Consider the following 16,733-nt stretch of genomic DNA (forward strand, 5'->3'; position numbering starts at 1 on the left):
TAATACATGACTGAAATTGTAAACGTTATTGGTGGAGGACTTGCTGGAAGTGAGGCAGCTTGGCAAATTGCAAAAAGAGGTGTGAAAGTACGTCTTTATGAAATGCGCCCAGTCAAACAAACACCTGCCCATCATACAGATAAATTTGCTGAGTTAGTATGCTCCAATTCCCTTCGAGCAAATAATTTAACGAATGCTGTAGGCGTTATTAAAGAAGAAATGCGTATGTTAGATTCACTTATAATTGATTCTGCAGATAATAGCAGTGTACCAGCTGGTGGCGCACTAGCAGTCGATCGACATGATTTTGCTGGAAGAGTAACAGATGCAATTCGAAATCATCCATTGATCGAAGTGGTGAATGAAGAAGTAACAGAAATTCCAGAAGGCATTACAGTTATTGCAACTGGACCTTTAACTTCTCCAGCTCTTGCGGAAAAAGTCAAAGAAATGACAGGTCAAGAATATTTATACTTTTATGATGCTGCAGCACCAATCGTAGAAAAAGACAGTATTGATATGGACAAAGTATATTTGAAATCTCGCTATGACAAAGGGGAAGCAGCATATTTAAACTGTCCGATGACAGAAGACGAGTTCAATCGCTTTTATGATGCATTAGTCGCAGCAGAAGTAGTGCCTTTAAAAGAATTTGAAAAAGAAATTTATTTTGAAGGCTGTATGCCGGTAGAAATCATGGCAGAGCGTGGCCGCAAAACATTGTTATTCGGACCGATGAAGCCAGTAGGATTAGAAGATCCGAAAACAGGAAAACGTCCATATGCGGTTGTTCAACTTAGACAAGATGATGCAGCTGGAACGCTTTATAATATCGTTGGATTCCAAACACATTTAAAATGGGGACCACAAAAAGAAGTCCTTAAGCTAATCCCAGGTCTTGAAAATGTGGAAATCGTTCGCTATGGTGTAATGCATCGTAATACGTTCATCAATTCGCCATATGTGTTACAACCGACGTATCAGTTAAAAGCAAATCAAAATATCTTCTTTGCTGGGCAAATGACAGGTGTAGAAGGATATGTAGAGTCAGCTGGAAGTGGACTACTCGCAGGTATTAATGCAGCGAAACTAGCAAAAGGGGAAGAATTAGTCGTATTCCCAAGTGAAACAGCGCTCGGTAGTATGGCGCGCTATATCACGGAAGCAGACCCGAAAAACTTCCAACCTATGAATATAAACTTTGGTTTATTCCCAGAATTACAGCCAAAAGTAAGAGATAAAAAGGCAAGAACGGAACAATTAGGAAATAGAGCGCTTACAACGATTCAAAATTTTATGAAAAATACAGCAATATAATTGCTTTAAGCCTCTTAAAAGTTGTATACTTTTAGAGGCTTTTACTATGGAAATGTAACGGAGTTGTTGGGATGAGTGAATCTGATAAATTACATGCTTTTTTAGAATACATTCAATTAGAAAAAAATTACTCAAATCTGACCGTTCGCGAATATGAAAAAGATATAACACAATTTATCCAATTTCTTGAGATAGAAGGAGTAACTAATTTAAACGATGTAGAGTATGTGCATGCGCGATTGTATGTAACAAATTTGTATGATGCGCAACATGCCAGAACTTCTATTTCTCGGAAAATATCTTCTATACGATCTTTCTATAAATTTTTGCATAGAGAATACAATATTCGAGATGATGCTTTCCAATCGTTATACCATCCCAAAAAAGAAACAAAATTGCCACATTTCTTTTATGAAGAAGAAATGGAGAAACTATTCGAAGCAAATAAGGGAACCGATCTATTATCCATCCGTAATATGGCAATCCTTGAATTACTATATGCGACTGGAATACGTGTAAGTGAACTTATATCCATCGAATTGCGTCATATTGATAGCAGCTACGGGGTCGTCCGTGTAATGGGAAAAGGTAGAAAAGAGCGGTATGTACCAGTAGGTGATTTTGCGCTTTCTGCTGTAGAAGAATATATGTTAAATAGTAGACCGAAACTGATGAAGCATACTTCCCATCCTTTTTTATTCGTAAACAATAGAGGAGGGCATTTAACGACATGGGGAGTACGGTATATTTTAAATGAAATGATGGAGAAAGCTTCTATGCATACAACCATTTATCCGCATATGCTGCGCCATACTTTTGCTACTCATTTGTTAAACAATGGAGCAGATCTGAGAAGTGTTCAAGAATTATTAGGCCATGAACATCTATCTTCTACGCAAGTATACACTCATGTAACAAAAGAGCATTTACGAAAAACGTATATGAATGCTCATCCACGTGCATAGCATGCAGGCTATAACAGGTGAATTTGATCTATTGGAGGGAATTGGTACAATGTCTAATATTCATGCAACAACGATTTTTGCGGTTAGTCATAATGGAACTCATGCAATGGCAGGAGATGGGCAAGTTACATTAGGCAATCAAGTCGTAATGAAACACACAGCAAAAAAAGTTAGAAGATTATTTAACGGGAAAGTAGTAGCAGGATTTGCTGGTTCGGTAGCGGATGCATTTACCCTATTTGAAATGTTCGAAGGGAAACTGATGGAATATAACGGGAATCTTCAACGTGCCGCAGTAGAACTTGCTAAACAATGGCGAGGGGATAAAATGTTACGACAGCTAGAAGCGATGCTATTAGTAATGGATAGTAAAAATCTATTGCTCGTTTCTGGTACGGGGGAAGTAATTGAACCGGACGATGGTATTTTAGCTATTGGATCTGGTGGGAATTATGCCCTTGCCGCTGGAAGAGCATTAAAACAGTATGCTGGAGATAAAATGTCTGCAAAAGAAATTGCCGTTGCTTCTTTAACAACTGCTGCTGATATTTGTGTATTTACAAATCATCAAATTATTGTGGAGGTAATAGGCGAATGAAAGAAACAAACTTGACCCCAAAACAAATTACCGAGCATTTAAATAAATATATCGTCGGACAGGAAACTGCAAAAAAAGCGGTAGCCGTAGCACTTCGAAATCGTTATCGACGACAATTGCTCCATGAAGAGATGAAAAACGAAGTCATACCGAAAAATATTTTAATGATCGGACCTACTGGTGTAGGGAAAACAGAAATTGCAAGACGAATTGCAAAACTGACAAAAGCTCCATTCGTAAAAGTGGAAGCAACTAAATTTACAGAAGTCGGGTATGTCGGTAGAGATGTGGAATCGATGGTAAGAGATTTAGTAGAAGCTGCGATTCGTATTGTAAAAGAAGAAAAAATGGAAGAAGTAAAAGATCAAGCCATTCGTTTAGCAAATGATGCAATAGTGAAATTACTTGTACCTTCCTTAAAGAAAAAGAATGCGAACCAGAATCCGTTTGAAGCTCTTTTTGGTGGAAAAGCCGACGAAGAAACTTCTGAGATAGAAGATACAGATGTACGTTTAAAACGCTCACAAATTGCCGAAGATTTAAGAGACGGAAAACTAGAAGATGAAATTGTAACGGTTGAAGTAACGGAAACAGCACCATCTCTTTTTGATGCATTGCAAGGCGGCGGAATGGAAAGCATGGGTATGAATATGCAGGACGCGTTTTCTAGTTTAATGCCAAAGAAAAAGAAAAAAAGAAAAATGAAAGTGAAGGATGCCCGGAAAGTTTTAGTTCATGAAGAAGCGGGTAAGTTAATAGATAATGATGAGATTTCCCAAATTGCAATTGAAAAAACGGAACAATCCGGCATAATTTTTATCGATGAGATGGATAAGATTGCAAGCAGAAGTGGAAGTAATTCTTCTGCAGATGTTTCAAGAGAGGGTGTTCAACGAGATATTTTACCGATTGTTGAAGGTTCTACAGTAACGACTAAATACGGTGCTGTTAAAACAGATTATATTTTGTTCATCGCCGCTGGAGCTTTCCATATGTCGAAGCCGTCGGATCTTATTCCGGAATTGCAAGGGCGTTTCCCGATTCGTGTAGAATTGGAAAAGCTAACAAAAGATGATTTCGTCCGAATTTTAAAGGAGCCACAGCATTCTTTAGTAAAGCAATACGAGGCATTACTTCAAACTGAAGGTGTAACGATTGAATTTTCGGATGAAGCAATCGAACGCATTGGAGAAATCGCTTATGAAGTTAACCAAGAGACCGATAATATCGGAGCAAGAAGACTTCATACGATATTGGAGAAGATTTTAGAAGAACTTTCTTATGAAGCTTCCGACATATCACCGGCACATATTCAAATAACTCCAGCATATATCGATCAAAAACTTGACAATATTGTGAAAAATAAAGATTTATCTCAGTTTATACTGTAGAATGGAATACTGGGTGTTTTCAACGGAACAATTGAAAAACTTTAGAAAATTAAAAAAATTAATGAACCAAAATGGAGGATACAACAATGAACTTATTAGACAAAACAAGAAAGATTAACTCGATGCTACAAGCATCTGCTGGTAAACCAGTTAACTTTAAAGAAATGGCAGCAACATTAAGTGATGTTATCGAATGTAACGCATTCATCGTAAGCAGAAAAGGTAAACTACTTGGATTTGAAGTACATCAACAAATCGAAAACGAGCGTATGATTAAAATGATGGAAGAACGTCAATTCCCAGAAGATTACACAAAGAATTTGTTTGCTGTAAATGAAACATCATCTAACTTAGACGTATATAGCCAACATTCTGTATTCCCTGAAGAAAACCGTGAACTATTTAAAGAAGGTTTAACAACAATTGTCCCAATTATCGGTGGCGGTGAACGTTTAGGAACATTAATCTTAGGTCGTTTAAAACAAGAATTCCATGATGATGATTTAATTCTTGGTGAATATGGTGCAACAGTAGTTGGTATGGAAATCCTACGTGAAAAATCAGAAGAAATTGAAGAAGAAGCACGTAGCAAAGCAGTTGTTCAAATGGCGATTAATTCATTATCATATAGTGAATTAGAAGCAATTGAGCATATTTTCGAAGAACTAGATGGTAACGAAGGTTTACTTGTTGCATCTAAAATCGCTGACCGTGTAGGTATTACTCGTTCAGTAATCGTTAACGCACTACGTAAACTAGAAAGTGCTGGCGTAATCGAATCAAGATCATTAGGAATGAAAGGAACTTATATTAAAGTTCTTAACGACAAATTCCTTGCTGAATTAGCTCAATTAAAAATGAAATAATAAGTAAAATAATTGAGCCTCTTCTACTTAATTGTGGAAGAGGTTTTTTGTGTGGTATTAAGGCTTAAATTTGTTATTTTAAGAATTAGTTCATCAAATCTATTCACTGGGTTTACACAGTGAAAACACAAAGGGAAATACTGACTTATAAGGCGTTAATATTGGTGGAAAGTGGTTGTATAAGAGAATCGCCGCTCAAATACGACTAACCACCCACTGAAAAGGACCTATTTCTCCTGGTAACACTTTACTTACTGGAAAGCTGTCTTTTGCTAATCAGGCATTATTATCCTTTCGTCTTTATAAAAGATAATCATATTCAAGGAAATCTTTGTCGAAGTATAAGACTCACCATCACCGCTCTTATTTTTACAATTACGAAAGGTGAAGGAAATGAGTGTTAAGCGATATTCCATTTAAGCAAATTACTCATGAATTGAAGGGATAATAATCAATAATTTGATAATATGGCTCGCAAGTCTTATATTTGAGATTATTCTGATATTAAGAATTTGTGAAATTTGATAGTTTATGATTGATTTTTAGAGGGAATGTATGTAAAAATTAACAATTGAATAGAATGGACAATAAAAAGTCGAAAGTTAGCGAAAAAAAGGAAAAAAGACCTATTAATTCGTGGGAAATTGAATAGACACATTGTAACGTTTTCATTACAATTAGATTATTGTGATTTTCATAGATTATTATTATTTATAAAAGACAAGAAAGTAAAAAAGAGGTGAAATAGTTGGGTATATTTGGTGGGACAATTTCAAATTTGGAAAGAGGATTAGATTTCTCAGCGGCGAAACAAAAGACAATTGCTCAAAATATAGCGAATGTTGACACACCGAATTACAAAGCAAGAAGTGTAAGTTTTAACGAATTTCTTACAGATGCCAAAAAAACTACGATAGCTGCTCATCGTACAGACCAAAAGCATATGATTTTTGGCACTCAAACTAGTACATCTGGAGTATTCGACTATCAAAATTTCCGCTACAGCAACAATGGAAATGGAGTCGATATGGATAAGGAACAAGCAAATCTTGCGACTAATCAACTATACTATAATGCTTTGGTTGACCGAGTAAGTGGGAAGTTAAATACGCTACAAACCGTTATTAAAGGAGGAAGCAGATAATGTCGATTTTTCATGGGATGAATACAACGGCTTCCGCTTTAACAGCGCAACGGCTTCGAATGGATGTCATTTCTTCCAATATGGCAAATGTTGATACGACTCGTGCAAAATTTGTCGATGGTCAGTGGCAGCCTTATAGAAAAAAGACGGTTACATTACAACCATTAGAAGGGAATTTTTCGAACTTCTTAAACGTAGCTATGGGAACTGCCAATAAAGATAGTTTAGGGCATGGTGTGAAAGTGTCGAAAATAAATGAAGATACAGAAACGCCATTCAAATTAGTGTATGACCCGACGCATATAGATGCGAATGAGGAAGGGTATGTAGAAATGCCTAATGTTGACCCCTTAAAAGAGATGGTTGACTTAATATCAGCCACACGCTCTTATGAAGCGAATGTCACAGTTTTTAATGCTAACAAATCGATGTTATCGAAAGCATTAGAAATTGGAAAATAAGAAGAAAGAAGGTCTAAACTAAAATGGCAATAGAATCTGTTTCATTATTTAATCCTTCCCAAATAAATCCAACCTCTACGACTTCAAAAGTGAGTTCCGCTGAAGCACAAGAGAAATTTGGTGATTTTTTGAAAGGCGCAATTGATTCTGTAAATGCAAATCAAAAAGCTTCTGATGTTGCAACAGAAAAATTAATTCGTGGAGAAAATATAGAATTGCATGATGTGATGATTGCTTCTCAAAAAGCAAGTATTACATTGAATGCAACTTTAGAAATTCGAAACAAAGTAATTGAAGCGTACCAAGAAATCATGCGAATGCCAGTCTAAACCCTCGGTTATCGCTAAATATCGAGCAAAAATATTCACCATAACCGGAGGATACAAATGAATGATCGTATAAAAAAAATAACCAATGATATAACCTTGTTTTGGAAAAGTAGAACAAAGGCGCAAAAAGGGACAATGATAGGAAGCGTCTTAGCGGTTATACTACTTGCCGCTATACTTACTTACTTCTTAACAAAAACAGAATTTGTTCCTCTTTACTCAGATGTTTCACCTTCTGAAATAGGGCGTATAAAAGAAACATTAGATGCACAAGGAGTACCAAATGAAATTGCAGCTGGTGGGACATCCATTTCTGTTCCTGCAGATCAAGTTGATACATTATTAGTACAACTGGCAGCGGAAGGATTTCCACAATCAGGAATGATTGACTATAGCTTCTTTTCACAAAATGCTGGTTTTGGTATGACAGACAACGAATTTAACGTATTAAAATTAGCTTCTATGCAAACAGAATTAGCTAATTTGATAAAAGGTGTTAAAGGGATAAAAGATGCGCAAGTCATGATTACATTACCTGAAGAAAGCGTGTTTCTATCACAAAGCAATGATGCAGCAAGTGCAGCAATTATTTTAAATACTGAACCGGGATATCAATTTACGGAATCTCAAATAACGTCTTTATACAACTTAGTTTCTAGATCTGTTCCGAACTTATCAACAGAAGATATTACGATCCGAAATCAGTATTTAGAGTATTTTGATATGGCACAAGCTACTAATGGAGCTGGTGGTACAAGTGTAACCGATCAAATGACGATTAAAAAGACTATAGAACGGGACCTACAAAGACAAGTACAAACGATGTTAGGTACTTTAATGGGGCAAGACAAAGTAGTCGTATCGGTTACTACAGATATCGATTTCCAACAAGAAAACAGAGAAGAAAATTTAGTACTTCCTGTAGATGAAGAAAACATGGCTGGTATTGAGATTAGTGCACAGCGTATTTCAGAAACATTCACAGGAAATAACCCTGTCGCAGGTGGTACACCGCAAGCAGAAGATGCAACAGATAACTTTACAAATTATGTAGAAGGCTCTACTGCCAACGGAGATTATGAAAGAACCGAAGATATGATCAACAGTGAAGTTAATCGAATCCGTAAAGAAATTGTCGAAAGTCCTTACAAAATTAGAGACATCGGTATTCAAGTAATGGTCGAACCACCAAATCCAGAAGATATTGCCTCTATGCCAACTGGTGTACAAGGTGATATTGAACAGATTCTTGCAACGATTATTCGAACTTCAATTGACAAAGACGAAGTAACAGAATTGACAGAAGCGCAACTACAAGAAAAAATAGTCGTGTCTGTACAACCGTTTAACGGTAAAGCGGTAACGACTGCAGAAACGAATACTACAATTCCTTGGTGGGTGTACGTAATTGGAGGAATTTTACTTGTAGCTATTATTCTACTAGTCATCTTTATCATTCGATCTAGAAGAAAAGAACAGGAAGAAGAAATTATCCTAGAAGAACAGCGCGAAGAATTGAAAATAGATGACGTTAATGATGAAAAAGAAACCGAAGCTACATTAAGACGAAAACAACTAGAAAAAATGGCAAAAGACAAACCAGAAGATTTCGCGAAGTTGTTACGTACTTGGATAACAGAGGATTAACTTTATTCTGGAGAATAAAGTTAATCCTTCGGAGGTTGTCACAGATTTTGAAAGGTCGTTAATTGCGTGTGTGAGCGCAATTAACATCTGGACACAATTACGCAGAGGCGTAATTGATTGGGGGGACGGCTATGAATAAAAAAGAAAAAGAACTTAGTGGCAAACAAAAAGCCGCGCTCTTGTTAATTTCTCTTGGACCTGAAGTGTCAGCTTCCATTTATAAACATTTAAATGAAGAAGAAATCGAGCGCTTGACCTTGGAGATCTCTGGAGTGAAAAAAGTCGAACCAGAAATTAAAGAAGATATTATAGAAGAATTTCATAATATTGCACTTGCCCAAGATTATATTTCACAAGGCGGTATCGGGTATGCGAAAACAGTGCTGGAAAAAGCACTTGGCTCAGAGCATGCCCAAGCGATCATTAATCGTTTAACATCATCTTTGCAAGTGAGACCTTTTGACTTTGCAAGAAGAGCTGAACCGACGCAATTATTTAATTTCATTCAAAATGAGCATCCACAAACCATTGCACTTATCTTATCTTATTTAGAAGCACAGCAAGCAGGAATTATTCTTTCTTCATTGCCACAAGAAATGCAGGCAGATATTGCAAAACGGATTGCGACGATGGATTCTACGTCCCCTGAAGTAATAAGTGAAATTGAATCGGTGTTAGAAAGAAAACTTTCATCAACAGTTACGCAAGATTATACCGAAACTGGTGGAGTCGATGCGGTTGTTGAAGTATTGAACGGAGTCGACCGTACAACCGAAAAAACAATTTTGGATGCATTAGAAATTCAAGATCCAGAACTTGCAGAAGAGATCAAAAAACGCATGTTTGTATTCGAAGATATTGTCACATTGGACAATCGTTCTATTCAACGCGTTATTCGTGATTGTGAAAATGAAGATTTACTTCTATCGATGAAAGTTTCGAGCGAAGAAGTAAAAGACGTTATTTTTCGGAATATGTCTACTCGTATGGCTGAAACGTTTAAAGAAGAAATGGAATTTATGGGTCCAGTTCGATTACGTGATGTGGAAGAAGCACAATCTCGTATCGTCACAGTTATTCGTAGATTAGAAGATGCAGGCGAAATCATTATTGCACGTGGTGGAGGAGATGACATTATTGTCTAGGATTTTCCGAAACGTACAAGTAAGTGAAAAAAATGAGAAATCAAAACCAATTGAAATAAGAAATCTTTTTGTGCAAGAAGAAATAGATACCGAGCAACCTCTTTCTTTAGACATCATCTTAAAAGAAAGACAGAAAATGATGCAAGAAGTAAAGCAAGAAATTACACACAAAAAAGCTGCATTAGCTCAGGAAATAGAAGAAACGAATCAGTTGATTGAAAACGAACGAAATGCATGGGATGAACAAAAACTAGCATTTCAACAACAAGCCTACGACGAAGGTTTCACGCAAGGAGTCGAGGAGGGGCGCCAAAAAGCCCTTTCAGATATGGAACATTCCTTACAAATTGCAAATGAAACGATGCGGATTGCGCATGAAAACGCAGCAAAATATTTACAACAGCAAGAACATGTAATACTGGAACTTGGACTTAGAACAGCAGAGCGAATAATAAGTACGAAACTAGAAGAAAATCCTGAGATTTATTTGTCCATCGTGAAAAGAGGCTTAAAAGAAGCGAGAGAAATGAAAGAAATTAAGTTATATGTTTCACCAACTTATTTTTCTTTAGTATCAAGTAATCGCGAAGAACTTGCCTCATTGTTCCCAGTAGATGTGCCTTTTATGATTTTTGTAGATGAAGATATGGACAGTACGGATTGTTTTATCGAAACAAATCACGGAAGAATTGTTGTTAGTATCGATGAGCAACTGCAGGAGTTAAGGAAAAAATTAGTAGACATGCTAGAGAGCTTGGAGTGAATGTGATGAAAGCGGTCGATTTAATTCAACAAATTACCAATGTGCCTACATTTAAAAAATATGGTCGTGTGAGTCGTGTTGTTGGATTAATGATTGAATCACAAGGTCCTGAAAGTTCTATCGGCGATGTTTGTAAAATTCATATAAACTCTTCTAAAAACGGTCCTTCTGTTATTTTTGCAGAAGTAGTTGGATTCAAAGAAGAGATCGTCATTTTAATGCCTTACACGAATATTCGAGAAATCTCTACAGGTTGTTTAGTGGAAGGAACGAATAGCCCTCTAGAGATAAAGGTTAGTCCAGACTTAATAGGAAAAGTGCTCGATTCGATGGGGAACCCAATTGATGGAAGTGTCCTACCGAAGGGATTAATGACGGTAGGTACTGAACAAGACCCCCCTAATCCACTTACTCGTCCACCCATCGATGAACGTATCGAAGTGGGAGTAAAAGCGATTGATGGCATGTTAACGATCGGAAAAGGGCAAAGGGTTGGTATTTTTGCGGGTTCGGGTGTAGGAAAAAGTACTCTACTTGGAATGATTGCAAGAAATACCAATGCAGATTTAAATGTCATTGCTCTGATCGGAGAACGTGGAAGAGAAGTGCGTGAATTTATCGAGCGTGATTTAGGAAAAGAAGGATTAGCAAGATCGATCGTTGTCGCAGCAACATCCGATCAACCTGCATTAATGCGTATTAAAGGTGCCTTTACTGCTACCGCTATTGCCGAATATTTCCGTGATAAAGGCTTAAATGTCATGCTGATGATGGACTCCGTTACGCGTGTTGCAATGGCACAGCGAGAAATCGGTCTCGCGGTTGGGGAGCCTCCTGCTACAAGAGGCTATACGCCTTCTGTGTTTTCGATATTACCGAAACTATTGGAACGTACAGGTACGAATGAGCACGGTACGATTACGGCATTTTATACGGTATTAGTAGACGGGGACGATATGAACGAACCAATTGCAGATACGGTCCGAGGTATTTTAGACGGACATATCGTACTTGATAGATCGCTTGCCAACAAAGGACAGTATCCAGCGATTAATGTTTTGAAAAGTATTAGTAGGCTGATGAATCATATATCAGATGATAGTCATAAAAAGGCTGCTGAACGATTGCGAGATTTATATTTTACGTATAACAAATCGGAGGATTTGATTAATATAGGTGCTTATAAACGAGGCACATCCAGAGAAATTGATGAAGCTATACAATATGAGCCTTTAATAACGTCATTCTTAAAACAAGGCTATTTAGACAAAGTATCGCTTGCGACGACTGTGGATGAAATAGTGAAATTAGCGGGTGGTGGTTCGTAAAATGGTTGCTTATCAATATAAATTTGCAAAAGTCTTAAATGTCAGGGAGCAAGAAAAGTCAGAAACGGAACTTGCATACAAAGAATCAGTAAATATGTTTGAAAAAGTTGCCACTGAATTATATGAGCTATTAAAAAAACAAGAAGATACAGTAGATGCGCAAAACGATCGGTTAACATCAGGCTTGTCTATCGACCAAGTGCATCATTATTCGAAATATATCGATGGATTACAAAAAAGAATTGATGTTGTTCAAAAAGAAGTAATTCAAGCACGTTCCAAAATGAACTGGTTTGAACAAAAACTAGTGGAAAAGTCATTGGAAGTACGAAAGTTTGAAAAGATGAAAGAAAAGGATTTCGAACAATTCAAAGAAGAACAAAAGCGCTTAGAAGCGATACAGTTAGATGAAATATCTTCTTTAAAGTTTCAAAACAAAGAGATTAGGTGAGTAAAAGCATGGCTAAGCAGAACAAATCGAATAAAAGCATTCCACAAGAGAAAAATAGTGCAAAAGGTATAAGCAAAATGAAAATGTTTTTGTATTGGTTTATCATTCCTTTGTTATTTGCTTTAGCTCTCCTACTAATTATTGCTCAAATTTTGGATGTGAATGTTTTTGAAAAAGCAAAAGAATTAACCGGTGCCGGACAAACGGAAGTAGTAACTGAAGAAATAAAAACGGATCGTTTAGAAGAACGAGTTGTTTCACTACAAGCAGAGATCCAACAAAAAGAAGCAGAAATTGACCAATTACAAGTAGAGATTGAAAACTCTGCGAAGTCAAATGAAGCTCTATTAGTAGAACAGCAAAGGCTACTCGATGAAATAGAAACGCTACAAAGAGAACAAACGAGCACAAAACAAGCATATAGTGAAATTGTTTCTACATTTGAGAAAATGTCCGCCAAAGCAGCGGCACCTGTCATTACGAAAATGAGTGACGCAGAGGCACTGCGCATATTAACTAGTTTAAAACCAGACACTGTGGCGAAAATTTATGAAAAAATGACGCCGGAGGATGCTGCAAAGTATACAGAGCTTATGACAGAACAGTAATTTTTGCTTAGTGAAAGGAGGTGAGATATTCCGTGAATCTCGCAACAATCGTAAATATGGGAAATAATATAGCCGTTCCAACAAAGGTGCAGCAATTATCTCCTCAAGGCAATCAAGTTTTCGGCAATATATTTGGTCAAATATTATCCAACCAACAAGGACAGTCAACAGTTGATACTATTCCAAATATGCCCGAGCAGGATGTAATCCAAGATTTACTATCCATTCTTAACGCAACATCTCTAGAAGAATTAGAGTCACTCATCGGTTCGGAAGAGTTAGAAGTAAATCCGAAACAATTAAAAGAATTATTAAATAAACTGCTTGATGAAGAAATAGATGCTCCTTTGGTGATAGAAGAATCTAATGTGTGGGATTTGCTAGCAGGTATTCAGGAGCAAGCCAGTAAGCTAACAGATGTGATAACTTTGTCTCTCAATGGGCAAGGTACTGCCACACCAGTAGAAGCAAAGCAAGCAGTGCAATTACTAAAAATAGCACAACTAATCGGAAATAAATCGGATCTTACATTAAAACAAGAGTCAACGGTCTTTGACTTGAAACAACTCCTTGAAAATGTCAAAGACAGCACAGCGAATCTTGTCGTTAACCAAAGCCAAAAACCAGACCTAATGCAAGGATTAAAGCCAGTTATTCAGCAAGTGATTGTTCGTCAAGTACAAACCCAAGCTCCAACTGAAACAATTGCTGAAACGAAGGAAGTAACATCCAATATCCAAGGCCAATCTACTGCTATTGTTCAAACGAAAGTAGAAACGGTATCCGTGACATTACCGACTGAAAAGTCAGCGCAATCGGAAGAATTTATAAAAGAACTACAAAAAGTGATGAACCGTGTACAATTCGGTCAAACGAATGGGGCAAACAGATTAGTTATTAAACTATATCCGGAGCAACTAGGAACAATTCGTATTGAATTAGTTCAAAAAGACGGAATCCTAACTGCGAAAATGTTGGCATCTACTGCACTTGGAAAAGAAATGTTAGATTCAAATTCAAATCATTTAAGACAAAGCTTAGTTCACCAAAATATTCAACTAGATAAACTAGAAATAGCGCAAGCTTTGCAAGATACGAATAGACAAGAGAGAAACCAATCTTTCCAAGAATCATTTAAACAACAACAAGAGCAGCAGCACGAACAACCCGATGAGAAGTTGGAAGAACAATCTTCATTCGAAGAATTTTTGAAGGAAATGGAGGTTTAACAAGTGGCTGATATGAACCCAATTACAAAAAATATGTACTTGGCCAATCAAAAAAAAGTAGAAAAGCAAACAGGGAGCAATGCACTTGGAAAAGATGCCTTTTTAAAAATATTAATGACACAATTACAAAACCAAGATCCAACAAACCCAATGAAAGACACTGAATTTATCGCTCAAATGGCCCAATTTTCATCTTTAGAACAAATGCAAAACCTAGCGACCGCATTTAAAGAGTTTGCAGCAGTTCAAGAGCAATCTCAAATGATTGAGTATAGTAGTTTTGTAGGGAAAGAAGTTAAATGGCATGAGGTAACAGATAAATTAGATGAAAATAAAAAGCCAATTATAAATGAAGGTAGCGGTCAAATTAAAGGCATTAAATTTGTGAATGGAAGTGTCGAATTCACACTTGCGGACGGTAAAGTTATTACACCGGGTAATATTTCAGAAGTATTATCAACAAGCACTAGCTCTAATAGTTTAGTGGAAGCTAGTATGATGATTGGTAAAACAGTTAGCTATATTCCAACCAACACAGAGGAAACAGAGGAAACAGAGGAAGAAGCAGAAACAACTAAAGAAATTTCAGCTCAAGTAGAATCTGTATCTAAAAAAGATGGCAAAGTTGTATTTAATCTAGTTGGTGGTGCATCTATAACTGCTGATCAAATTACATCTATCAAATAAATTAGAACGGGGATCTGCAATGGGCAACATTAATGTTAATCGCGTTCCGCTGCAATCAACTATCCGTCAACCGCTCACATCTAAACAAGTAACTTCGCCTAAACAATCGTTTTTACAGCACTTACATGAAGCAACCGTAAAAACAGAATTGAAAGTAAGTAAACATGCTAATCAGCGTCTAACTGAAAGAAATATTCATATAACAGACGCAGAATGGCAACTTGTGAGTGATAAAGTATCAGAAGCTCGCTCAAAAGGTGTGAATGACTCATTAGTATTGATGGACCAAGCAGCATTAATCGTTAGTGCAAAAAATGCAACAGTGATTACTGCTATGGATCGCAAGGAAGCGAAAGATCAATTATTTACAAATATAGACGGCACAATCGTGCTGAACTAATAAATAGCAGGACCTTTTAAAGGATGCTATGTGCAGCTGACTGATTGAAGCTAGCACGCAAATTGAAGGGAGAAAAAATAAATGATTCGCTCAATGTACTCAGGTATTTCAGGTTTAAAAAACTTCCAAACAAAGCTAGATGTAATTGGTAACAACATCGCCAACGTAAATACGTATGGTTTCAAAAAAGGCCGTACAATTTTTAAAGACTTAATCTCACAAACAACAGCTGGAGCATCAGCAGCAACTGGAACACGTGGGGGAGTAAATGCAAAACAAGTAGGCTTAGGTTCCCAATTGGCTGCTATTGACACAATTCACTCAGGTGGTTCACTTCAATCAACAGGAAACACACTGGACTTGGCAATTTCAGGAGATGGCTTTTTTCAAGTAGCGGATTCTTCAAATGCTAACCGTGATGGTTTTGTTAATCCTCTGTATACTCGTGCAGGTAACTTTTATATGGACAATGACGGGTATTTAGTGAATGGGGACGGGAAGTTTTTAGTTGGTGGAGTTACTAAAGTAGATCCTGATTCCCTTAAAACAGCTCAGGATGCTGCTACAGCTGCTAAAACAAAAGCAGAAGGCACCGCTATAACAGCTAAGAGCACTGCTGAGACGTTAGCTGGCATACTAAAACCTTTAGAGAAGGCAGTATCTGACGCTAAAGATAAATTAGCAAGTGCAAAAACTGATGCGGAAAAAGCTACTGCCAAAACCGAATTGGAAACTGCAGAAAAAAAGTTAGCTGATACTAAGGATCCTACAAATGCAACAGACGGGGCAGCAGCCAAAGCTGCTCTTGAAGCAGAGAACGCTGCAACAGCTGATGCAGAAGCTTTAGCAGCAGCAAACGCGGCAGTAGTTAACCTATCTTACCCAGATGCTTCTACTGTTGAACGAAATTGGGAAGCTTCTGGTAATCTGAACACTGGTGGAAGTTATTTACCGGACATGCCGATTACTGCAAATGGTGAATACAGACCAATCAAAATACCAACCGATGCACAAAGTATGAATATAGGCCAAGATGGTACTGTAACGTTTGTCGACAAAGAAGGAACATTACGTTGGGCAGGTCAACTTGTTCTAGCTAAATTCCCGAATCCAGGTGGTATGGAAAAAGTCGGGTCAAACTATTTCAAAGATACTTCGAATTCAGGAGATCCAATTCTTCAAACTGCAACAGAAGCAGGATTGGGTACCATCAACTCCGGCTTCCTAGAAATGTCCAACGTTGACCTTTCAGAAGAATTCACAGACATGATTGTAGCGCAACGTGGTTTCCAAGCGAATACTCGTATTATTACGACTTCTGACTCCATTTTAGAAGAGCTTATCAACTTAAAACGTTAATCAATTAAACTATTAAACTTGTAAGGGAGGGGTGGGCCGCTCCAT

18 protein-coding genes are annotated in these 16,733 nt (G+C 37.2%); all 18 read left to right on the forward strand.

Annotated features, from left to right (window positions below):
- Nucleotides 1-6 precede the first annotated feature (6 nt).
- Nucleotides 7-1,317: an FADH(2)-oxidizing methylenetetrahydrofolate--tRNA-(uracil(54)-C(5))-methyltransferase TrmFO gene (gene trmFO / locus ACIQ38_RS05365; protein ID WP_402819032.1), complete on the forward strand. Its 1,311-nt coding sequence runs from the start codon at nt 7-9 to the stop codon at nt 1,315-1,317.
- Between the two features lie 71 nt (nt 1,318-1,388).
- Nucleotides 1,389-2,282 carry a tyrosine recombinase XerC gene (xerC, locus tag ACIQ38_RS05370; RefSeq protein ID WP_402819035.1) on the forward strand — a complete coding sequence of 298 codons (894 nt, stop codon included), beginning with the start codon at nt 1,389-1,391 and terminating at the stop codon, nt 2,280-2,282.
- A gap of 49 nt (nt 2,283-2,331) precedes the next feature.
- Nucleotides 2,332-2,880, forward strand: a complete 549-nt coding sequence (gene hslV, locus ACIQ38_RS05375) for an ATP-dependent protease subunit HslV (protein WP_402819038.1) — start codon at nt 2,332-2,334, stop codon at nt 2,878-2,880.
- Entirely contained in the window at nt 2,877-4,271 is a 1,395-nt protein-coding gene (hslU, locus tag ACIQ38_RS05380; RefSeq protein ID WP_402819040.1) for an ATP-dependent protease ATPase subunit HslU, read from the forward strand. Before hslV ends, hslU begins: the two co-directional genes overlap by 4 nt.
- A gap of 86 nt (nt 4,272-4,357) precedes the next feature.
- On the forward strand, nt 4,358-5,137 hold the full coding sequence (gene codY / locus ACIQ38_RS05385) for a GTP-sensing pleiotropic transcriptional regulator CodY (RefSeq protein ID WP_402819043.1): 780 nt from the start codon (nt 4,358-4,360) through the stop codon (nt 5,135-5,137).
- A gap of 748 nt (nt 5,138-5,885) precedes the next feature.
- Entirely contained in the window at nt 5,886-6,281 is a 396-nt protein-coding gene (gene flgB, locus ACIQ38_RS05390) for a flagellar basal body rod protein FlgB (protein ID WP_402819046.1), read from the forward strand.
- The gene (flgC, locus tag ACIQ38_RS05395; protein ID WP_402819048.1) at nt 6,281-6,742 is read left to right on the forward strand and encodes a flagellar basal body rod protein FlgC; all 462 of its coding nucleotides are present in this window, start codon (nt 6,281-6,283) and stop codon (nt 6,740-6,742) included. Before flgB ends, flgC begins: the two co-directional genes overlap by 1 nt.
- A gap of 23 nt (nt 6,743-6,765) precedes the next feature.
- Nucleotides 6,766-7,071: a flagellar hook-basal body complex protein FliE gene (gene fliE / locus ACIQ38_RS05400; protein ID WP_402819051.1), complete on the forward strand. Its 306-nt coding sequence runs from the start codon at nt 6,766-6,768 to the stop codon at nt 7,069-7,071.
- 57 nt (nt 7,072-7,128) lie between these two features.
- Entirely contained in the window at nt 7,129-8,718 is a 1,590-nt protein-coding gene (gene fliF / locus ACIQ38_RS05405; protein WP_402819054.1) for a flagellar basal-body MS-ring/collar protein FliF, read from the forward strand.
- A gap of 131 nt (nt 8,719-8,849) precedes the next feature.
- Complete coding sequence (fliG, locus tag ACIQ38_RS05410) at nt 8,850-9,863, forward strand: flagellar motor switch protein FliG (protein WP_402819057.1); 1,014 nt, start codon at nt 8,850-8,852, stop codon at nt 9,861-9,863.
- Complete coding sequence (gene fliH, locus ACIQ38_RS05415) at nt 9,847-10,626, forward strand: flagellar assembly protein FliH (protein WP_402819060.1); 780 nt, start codon at nt 9,847-9,849, stop codon at nt 10,624-10,626. Before fliG ends, fliH begins: the two co-directional genes overlap by 17 nt.
- A 5-nt stretch (nt 10,627-10,631) precedes the next feature.
- Nucleotides 10,632-11,954, forward strand: a complete 1,323-nt coding sequence (fliI, locus tag ACIQ38_RS05420; RefSeq protein ID WP_402819063.1) for a flagellar protein export ATPase FliI — start codon at nt 10,632-10,634, stop codon at nt 11,952-11,954.
- Between the two features lies 1 nt (nt 11,955).
- Nucleotides 11,956-12,405 carry a flagellar export protein FliJ gene (fliJ, locus tag ACIQ38_RS05425; RefSeq protein ID WP_402819066.1) on the forward strand — a complete coding sequence of 150 codons (450 nt, stop codon included), beginning with the start codon at nt 11,956-11,958 and terminating at the stop codon, nt 12,403-12,405.
- Nucleotides 12,406-12,413: 8 nt separating this feature from the next.
- Nucleotides 12,414-13,013, forward strand: coding sequence for a MotE family protein (locus tag ACIQ38_RS05430; RefSeq protein ID WP_402819069.1), 600 nt, complete (start codon nt 12,414-12,416; stop codon nt 13,011-13,013).
- A gap of 32 nt (nt 13,014-13,045) precedes the next feature.
- Nucleotides 13,046-14,242: a flagellar hook-length control protein FliK gene (locus tag ACIQ38_RS05435; RefSeq protein ID WP_402819072.1), complete on the forward strand. Its 1,197-nt coding sequence runs from the start codon at nt 13,046-13,048 to the stop codon at nt 14,240-14,242.
- Between the two features lie 12 nt (nt 14,243-14,254).
- Nucleotides 14,255-14,929, forward strand: coding sequence for a flagellar hook assembly protein FlgD (flgD, locus tag ACIQ38_RS05440; RefSeq protein WP_402819629.1), 675 nt, complete (start codon nt 14,255-14,257; stop codon nt 14,927-14,929).
- 19 nt (nt 14,930-14,948) lie between these two features.
- Complete coding sequence (locus tag ACIQ38_RS05445) at nt 14,949-15,329, forward strand: TIGR02530 family flagellar biosynthesis protein (RefSeq protein WP_402819075.1); 381 nt, start codon at nt 14,949-14,951, stop codon at nt 15,327-15,329.
- Between the two features lie 81 nt (nt 15,330-15,410).
- On the forward strand, nt 15,411-16,688 hold the full coding sequence (locus ACIQ38_RS05450) for a flagellar hook-basal body complex protein (protein ID WP_402819077.1): 1,278 nt from the start codon (nt 15,411-15,413) through the stop codon (nt 16,686-16,688).
- Nucleotides 16,689-16,733: the final 45 nt, after the last annotated feature.

The sequence above is a fragment of the Psychrobacillus sp. NPDC096389 genome, assembly GCF_044762855.1.
Taxonomy (GTDB): domain Bacteria; phylum Bacillota; class Bacilli; order Bacillales_A; family Planococcaceae; genus Psychrobacillus.